General features: G+C 56.2%; 8 protein-coding genes. 5 read left to right on the forward strand and 3 right to left on the reverse strand.

The features are described from left to right. Positions 1 to 152 precede the first annotated feature (152 nt). From AC1DRJ_RS16830 to AC1DRJ_RS16840, 3 genes are all read left to right on the forward strand, one after another. The gene (locus AC1DRJ_RS16830) at positions 153 to 623 is read left to right on the forward strand and encodes a hypothetical protein (RefSeq protein ID WP_477803149.1); all 471 of its coding nucleotides are present in this window, start codon (positions 153 to 155) and stop codon (positions 621 to 623) included. A gap of 404 nt (positions 624 to 1,027) precedes the next feature. Next, positions 1,028 to 1,921, forward strand: a complete 894-nt coding sequence (locus tag AC1DRJ_RS16835; protein ID WP_477803150.1) for a sensor histidine kinase — start codon at positions 1,028 to 1,030, stop codon at positions 1,919 to 1,921. Continuing rightward, complete coding sequence (locus AC1DRJ_RS16840) at positions 1,918 to 2,577, forward strand: response regulator (protein ID WP_477803151.1); 660 nt, start codon at positions 1,918 to 1,920, stop codon at positions 2,575 to 2,577. Before AC1DRJ_RS16835 ends, AC1DRJ_RS16840 begins: the two co-directional genes overlap by 4 nt. On the opposite strand, the gene yegS is transcribed toward AC1DRJ_RS16840, so the two are convergent. Further along, a complete protein-coding gene (gene yegS / locus AC1DRJ_RS16845; RefSeq protein ID WP_477803152.1) occupies positions 2,561 to 3,478 on the reverse strand; it encodes a lipid kinase YegS in 918 nt (305 codons plus the stop codon). The two genes, AC1DRJ_RS16840 and yegS, sit on opposite strands and share 17 nt — an antisense overlap. A 322-nt stretch (positions 3,479 to 3,800) precedes the next feature. On the opposite strand from yegS, the gene AC1DRJ_RS16850 reads away from it, so the two are divergent. Next, positions 3,801 to 4,109, forward strand: coding sequence for a hypothetical protein (locus AC1DRJ_RS16850; protein WP_477803153.1), 309 nt, complete (start codon positions 3,801 to 3,803; stop codon positions 4,107 to 4,109). A 64-nt stretch (positions 4,110 to 4,173) separates the two neighbouring features. Here AC1DRJ_RS16850 and AC1DRJ_RS16855 read toward each other — a convergent pair whose 3' ends face one another. Continuing rightward, a complete protein-coding gene (locus tag AC1DRJ_RS16855; RefSeq protein WP_477803154.1) occupies positions 4,174 to 5,400 on the reverse strand; it encodes a molybdopterin molybdotransferase MoeA in 1,227 nt (408 codons plus the stop codon). Continuing rightward, positions 5,384 to 5,923: a molybdenum cofactor biosynthesis protein B gene (gene moaB / locus AC1DRJ_RS16860; RefSeq protein ID WP_477803155.1), complete on the reverse strand. Its 540-nt coding sequence runs from the start codon at positions 5,921 to 5,923 to the stop codon at positions 5,384 to 5,386. The genes AC1DRJ_RS16855 and moaB overlap by 17 nt, the downstream gene beginning before the upstream one ends. A gap of 80 nt (positions 5,924 to 6,003) precedes the next feature. On the opposite strand from moaB, the gene mobA reads away from it, so the two are divergent. Then, positions 6,004 to 6,606, forward strand: coding sequence for a molybdenum cofactor guanylyltransferase MobA (gene mobA, locus AC1DRJ_RS16865; protein WP_477803156.1), 603 nt, complete (start codon positions 6,004 to 6,006; stop codon positions 6,604 to 6,606). The last annotated feature ends 81 nt before the right edge of the window (positions 6,607 to 6,687 follow it).

A 6,687-nucleotide genomic window follows, 5' to 3' on the forward strand; every position in this document is an offset into this window, starting at 1 on the left:
GGTAAGTGGCCTTATACCCTCTCAAGTCCCCCGGCCTGCACATAGGCCTGCTGGAGCGCGATCTCATACCGGCATGGCAGCATCGAGACGTTGGACGTCCTCGTCGACAGACGTGACATTCCCTCATTTGACATGATGTTGTGGAGGTAAGCATGCCGAAAAAACCTAAGCAGTGGGCTCAGCGTTTACCGGAATTTCTTGTCGAAGCAGAAACTCTCCTCGCCAAATCGGAGGAGTGTCTGAGCCACCTGCAATTGATCAACAATGACAAAGACGCAATCGATTGCTTGCTCAGCAGTCTCCTCAAACTGGCGAGCAGGGCAGATGCCTTGGCACTGGAAGCGGTGTCGGAGTTCTCGCTGCATATCCATGGTTTGCTGAACCACACCCACAGCCCTATTGATCTGCACGATCAAGCACTGGACGCGCTGAAGGACTGTCTCTCGTTGATGGCTTGGCAGCTCGAACTCATCGATCAAGCCACCGGTCAACTCACCCTGGATGACACTGAACAGACTTCATTGATCGAGGCCTTTGCGCTCCAGGTCGGACAAAGTCCATTTCACTTACCGGTTAATTCCAAACCGTTTACGCTCGTTTCCTATTCGGAACGGCAGGTTTGAAATAGTCAGACAAATTTGCAGCGGTATATTCTTATTGCCAGGGTGGCGTCATACCGAATGCACTCATGTCGCTATTGAATATTTCATACCTGTCAGCGACAGATCGTTAATAACTCCTTCCGTTAAACATTTCCCATTGGGAAACTAGTGTTTAACCGGCCTATTCACTGACCGTATGGTCATATATACCCAACGCGACCAACGGTATCTTAAGTGCTATTATGCCGACCATTAGTTGACGCCAATTAATGGCCAAGTGGGATCGGGCGAGAGCAGGCCGACAAGGCTGTAGTTCCCCTCCTTACTGCTTTCTGCTCAAGACGAGCCACTATAGATACCAGACAGAGACCCGTCAGCCCTATGACAGGTCTGCCCGCAGCGAACATTCATTGGCTCCATCCGCTATGTACGCCAGCCTCAAGTCAGTCATCCTGTGGCCACCTTCCCAGCAAACCGTGCGACGCCTCACGCTATTACTGTGCACCTGTTCGGCAGTTGGGACCCTACTGGTCTTCTGCATGTCCGCTGCCCTTCCGCTGAGCGTGCTGGTGCTCAATATCGCGGCGCTTGCTTGCGTCTGGGTGCAACATCATCTCTCGAGCACGTCGATAAAATTTGAGCCGCAAGAGCTGGCGGACCGTCTGCTGGAAGTACAGGAAAATGAACGCCATCGCCTGAGCAGAGAATTGCACGACGATATAGGCCAATTGCTGACAGCCGCAAAACTGCAAAGTGAATGGCTCAAACGGCGGATGCCTGAAGACATTCAAGACCAGTGCTCAGTGCTCTGCGACACACTCGAAGAAACCCTGATCAAGGTTCGTGACGTTTCGGCCATCCTTAATCCCAGGCAACTGGCGAGCCTCGGACTGGAAGCCAGTCTGCGCGCGCATCTGCTCAAGACCCTGGCCAATACATCCATGCGCTGGAGCCTGGAATGCCATCAACGCCTGACCGGCATACCGGAGGAAATGGCGGTGGCAGCGTTTCGAATTACCCAGGAAGCAGTGACCAACATATTGCGCCACGCCGAAGCGAAAAATCTGTTGGTCCGACTGCAACGCATGCCCCAGGGCCTGAAGCTATCGATCAACGACGACGGCCAGGGTTTCGCACCTGCAGCTGACCCCGGTAGAGAGGGACAACGTGGGATGGCCGGGATGCGGGAACGGACCGATCAGTTGGGCGCAACCTTGGCCGTTACCAGCGAGCCGGGCAAAGGCACCCAAATCGAAGCACTCTTCCCCTGGGCGCCCCGTGCGCTCAAACGGGCTAGTATGAATAAGGTTTTACATTGACTTGTAACTTACTTCTGGTGGATGACCACTCGCTAATCAGGGCTGGCGTGCGCGCCTTGGTATTGGATATTCCCGGCTATGCGATCATTGGCGAGGCCGATGACGGCTCGCAGTTACTCGAAATGGTCGAGACACTCTCCCCTGACATTATTTTGCTGGATATTTCCATGAAGGAAACCGGCGGCCTTGAAGCCTTGCAGCGACTCAAGCGGGGGCGCCCACAAAGCAAGGTGCTGATCCTGTCGATGCACACCGAGCCCGCAATCATCATGCAAGCACTTGAGTCCGGCGCTCATGGCTATTTGCTTAAAGACACCACGGCCACCGAGCTGGAACATGCCCTCGATGCCTTGCGCAACAACGAACGCTATCTGAGCCCTGCCATCGCCCACACAGTTATCAATCAGGCATTGATCCGCAATCAGAAACAGCAGCCGGAAACGCCCGACTCACATAACCTGACGGCACGCCAACTGGAAATCCTGCGACTGATTGTTCGCGGCAAATCCACTCGGGAAATCGCCAATGGTCTGGGCCTTAGCATCAAGACCGTTGAAACCCACCGCTCGCAGATCATGAAACGCCTGCAGATATACGACGTGGCCGGTCTGGTCCTGTTTGCCGTACGCGAGCAAATCATCAGCCTGGACGATTAACCGGCAGCGATGCACTCAACAGCGGTGAGTTTTCCGGCAAATGCACACGCAAAGCCGCGGCACGCGCAGAAAAACGCAGGTTATCACCCTCAAGAGGTTCGCCATCAAGGTTGATGTGCAGACCTTCCGAGACCTTGATCTCGACCCAGGGCAGACGGGCGCGCACAAACATGTTGTCGATACCAAAACCATCGACTAGCAGGTTTTTCAAGGTACCGACCACTTCCTGCGGTGCCGGTAAAATACTGATGTCCAGCAGACCATCGTCAACCAGCGCCTCCGGACATAGCATATGCCCTCCTCCCGCCTGCCGACCATTGCCGATACCGAGTGCCAATAGCTCACCGCGCCAATGAAAGTCCGGTCCCTGTAACTCGCCATAAGCCGCATGCAACTCGCTGAAGCGTGACAAACCGGTAAACAGATACGCCGCACCGCCGAGGACTTTTTTCAAATCTTCCGACGTATTCGCCGTAACCTGACTGCCGAAGCCGCCAGTGGCCATGTTCAGAAAGACCTGCCCTCCAACGTCCCCCAGATCGATAGCGTGCGGCACAGTATCCAGAAGCTCCAGAGCCAGAGCCGGCTCTAGAGGCACACCCGCGGCGCGAGCAAAATCGTTGGCAGTGCCCAATGGCATCAAGACCAGGCTGGCCTGATTCGGGTGCGCGGCTATAGCCTCGGCAATATCGCGTAATGTGCCATCACCGCCGCCGGCAATCAGTTGCGTATAGCCTGCGCTCAACGCTTCTTCCACCCACCGCTGCGCATCCCCCGCCTCCCAGGTCAGTCGGACCGCCAGTTGCCACCCCTGCTTGCGCTTACCTTCGACGGCTGCGCGGACCTCCTCGTTGAGTGCCTGCTTGCCATGCAGAATCAACAGCGCCTTGCGCTCGCTCATTGTCGTAGCTCCTGATTGGAATTCATTCAGGAGATGTTGACCTCACTGCCCCCTATAAAGGTCGCAAGGCGTTGAGTTTTTTCGAGGCGTGCTGGATTGCGGTCCTACAGGGTGGGAAGTTTTCTTACGATATCTGAGGAATCGGCTCAATTGACCAACTGGGGCGATTGGTACACCGTGATGTCAGCGGTTATCCGTCATCAACAGCAAAAACACAGGGATGTGCAAGCAATGAGCAAACCCCGTTCCAGGGCTACAAAAAACGCACGCATTACGAATTTCGGTTACCCGAACGGCATTGACGCAAGGAGCGGCTTTCTCCATGCAAACTCATGACATCAAGTTGCCGCTCAACCCGGCGACACCGTTCACGGAAAGTCGCGCCAATCATCAGGCTGCATTCAACAACAACGCAAAACCCGCTACAGGAGCTGATATGGAACCTCGTGTCATTGAACTGGAGACCCATCTGAAATACATCCGAAGAGACATGGACGAAGTGCGCAATGACGTCAAATCCATCAAACACAGACTGGCCTACTCTGCGGGCGGAACCGCGGTGGTCCTCGGGCTGTTGGGCTGGGTTGCCAATAGCCGCTTTGACCAGGTCGTGACTCTTCTGGTTCGTTAAGCGCCATGCATGCACGCAAGACCCGGCAGATTTACCGGGCTTGCGGCACCAACGCATAACGGGGTCAGTTCAGGACTTCGCTCAGAGGAATGAAAACGACATATTCACCCTCGATCAACGTGCGATCTTCCGACACCTCAACCAGGCCATCGGCCCAGGCAGCACTGCGAAGTACACCAGAGCTCTGATTTTTGTARATTATCGCCCGGCCATTCTCCAGGCGCCCACGCAAGTACTCTCGGCGATTGCCAGCCTTTGGCCAGACAAACCCGGCCGGCACCTGAAACTTCAGCGGTTCGACCTCTTTTACACCTTGACGGCGCAGCAGATAGGGCTTTGCCAACAAAGCAAAGGTGACCAGTGTCGACGCCGGGTTGCCAGGCAAACCAATCACAGGCACACCGCGAAAATGCCCGAATGTCAGCGGCTTGCCAGGTTTGATGGCGAGTTTCCACAGTGTCAGTTCGCCTTCTTCGCGCAAGGCCATGCCCAGGAAATCAGCTTCTCCAACAGACACCCCACCCGTGGAGAGGATCAGATCGACATCCTTCAACTCGCCGAGGCGGGTACGGGTGGTCACCAAATCATCAGGAAGAATTCCGCCATCAATGACTTCGCAGCCCAGGCGTTGCAACCAACTGCACAACAACACGCGATTGCTGTTGTAGATCTGTCCTGGGCCCAAGGACTGACCCGGCTCAACTAATTCATCTCCAGTTGAGAGAACGGCAACACGAACCTTGCGAACCACGTCCAGCTCAGCGCAGCCCAGCGATGCCGCCAAACCTTGTTCGATAGGTCCAAGTCGCGTACCGGCCGGCAAGACAAGCTCGCCAACCGTGGTTTCCTGACCTTGTGGCCGGATGTTTTGACCCGGCCTCATGGGTTCGAGGAAACGGACTCGTTGATCCGCCTGAACCTCGGCATTTTCCTGCATCTCGACACAGTCGGCGCCTGCTGGCACAGGTGCACCGGTAAAGATTCGGGCACAGGTACCGGGCTTCAACGGTTCGGGCGACTGACCGGCAAATACCTTCTGACTGACCAACAACGGTTCTCCCGTCCAGTCAGCGACACGCAAGGCGTAGCCGTCCATGGCGCTGTTCGGCCAAGGTGGCAGATCAAGGGTCGAAACCAAATCATCGGCGAGCACGCGCCCCTGCACCTGCGCCACCAGCAAGCGTTCACGCTCGCGGATGGGCGAGGCTTCTGCCATTTCCAGCAGGCGCGCCAGCGCCACCTCGACAGGCATCAGACTGCCGGTTTTACCTGGCTTACCCGCGGGATTCACAGGGTGCCGCCTGCTTCAGGTGAGCCACGAAATTGCAGGGACGATGTCGCGCATCCAGCTGTTCGGCAAGAATGCCATCCCAACCGGTGCGCACGGCATTGGTCGAACCTGGCAAGCAACAGACCAGCGTACCGTTGGCCAGTCCGGCCAGCGCCCGGGACTGCACGGTCGAAGTACCGATGTCGGCAACAGAAATCTGCCGGAACAGCTCACCAAAACCATCAACCTGCTTGTCCAGCAGGCAACTCACCGCCTCTGGCGTACTGTCGCGCCCCGTGAACCCGGTACCGCCAGTGATCAGCACCACCTGCACCACCTCGTCGGCAATCCAGTTGGCGACTTGCGCGCGAATTTTGTAGAGATCATCTTTAAGCAAAACCCGAGCGGCCAGGTTGTGGCCGGCAGCGCTCAAGCCGTCGACAAAAACCTGGCCTGACGTATCGGTTTCCAGGGTTCGGGTATCGCTGACCGTCAGCACCGCGATGTTAAGCGGCACGAAAGGTACATCAGCCTTGGCTTTCATAGGCTCGTCCAGTTGTAGGAAAAACAGCTCGGTGTTATATCACAGCGCTTCACTTTTTCAGCGCCCCATGGAGACCTGCCATGCCCCTTGACTCACCATTGCCGCCTTGCTCCATTTTGCTCCTGGCTGGCGGTCGTGGCCAACGCATGGGTGGTCAGGACAAGGGTTTGCTGGAGTGGCACGGAGAGCCGCTGATCGCACACCTGCACCGCAAGACCCGCGATCTGAGCGATGACCTCATCATCTCGTGCAACAGGAACCTGGACAAATACGCGCCATACGCCGATCAAATGGTTCATGACGAGGAAGGCGATTTCCCTGGACCATTGGCCGGTATTCGCGCAGGCCTCAAGGCGGCCCGACATCCTCTTCTGCTGGTGCTGCCCTGCGACGTACCTCGCATCAATGCCGCCCTGCTCCACAGCATGCGCGAAACTGCCAACCAGCATCCGGACAAACCGTTGATGCTGCGTCATGGCGAACATTGGGAACCGTTGCTGTGCATTATCCCTGTCGCGCTCAGCGCAGCATTTGACAAGGCATGGAATGAAGGTGAACGCAGCCCGGGGCGCCTCATGCGCAAACTGGAAGCCACCGCACTACAATGTACAGACAACGACCCGCGACTGGCCAACCTCAATACCCCGGAGTTATTAAGCGCACCTAGCACCGCGTCAGAATGACATTAGCCAAGGAACTTGCGAGCGATGTATACGTCTCAAGCTCAGCAACTAAAGAATTCTTTTTTCGGAGACACACTCATG

It is taken from the genome of Pseudomonas sp. P5_B2, from assembly GCF_056400445.1.

Excerpts from the sequence above, each read along its gene's own strand:
- AC1DRJ_RS16830 (WP_477803149.1), top strand. The coding sequence starts at position 153 with ATGCCGAAAAAACCTAAGCAGTGGGCTCAGCGTTTACCGGAATTTCTT.
- mobA (WP_477803156.1), top strand. The coding sequence starts at position 6,004 with ATGCCCCTTGACTCACCATTGCCGCCTTGCTCCATTTTGCTCCTGGCT.
- AC1DRJ_RS16835 (WP_477803150.1), top strand. The coding sequence starts at position 1,028 with ATGTACGCCAGCCTCAAGTCAGTCATCCTGTGGCCACCTTCCCAGCAA.
- yegS (WP_477803152.1), bottom strand. The coding sequence starts at position 3,478 with ATGAGCGAGCGCAAGGCGCTGTTGATTCTGCATGGCAAGCAGGCACTC.
- moaB (WP_477803155.1), bottom strand. The coding sequence starts at position 5,923 with ATGAAAGCCAAGGCTGATGTACCTTTCGTGCCGCTTAACATCGCGGTG.
- AC1DRJ_RS16850 (WP_477803153.1), top strand. The coding sequence starts at position 3,801 with ATGCAAACTCATGACATCAAGTTGCCGCTCAACCCGGCGACACCGTTC.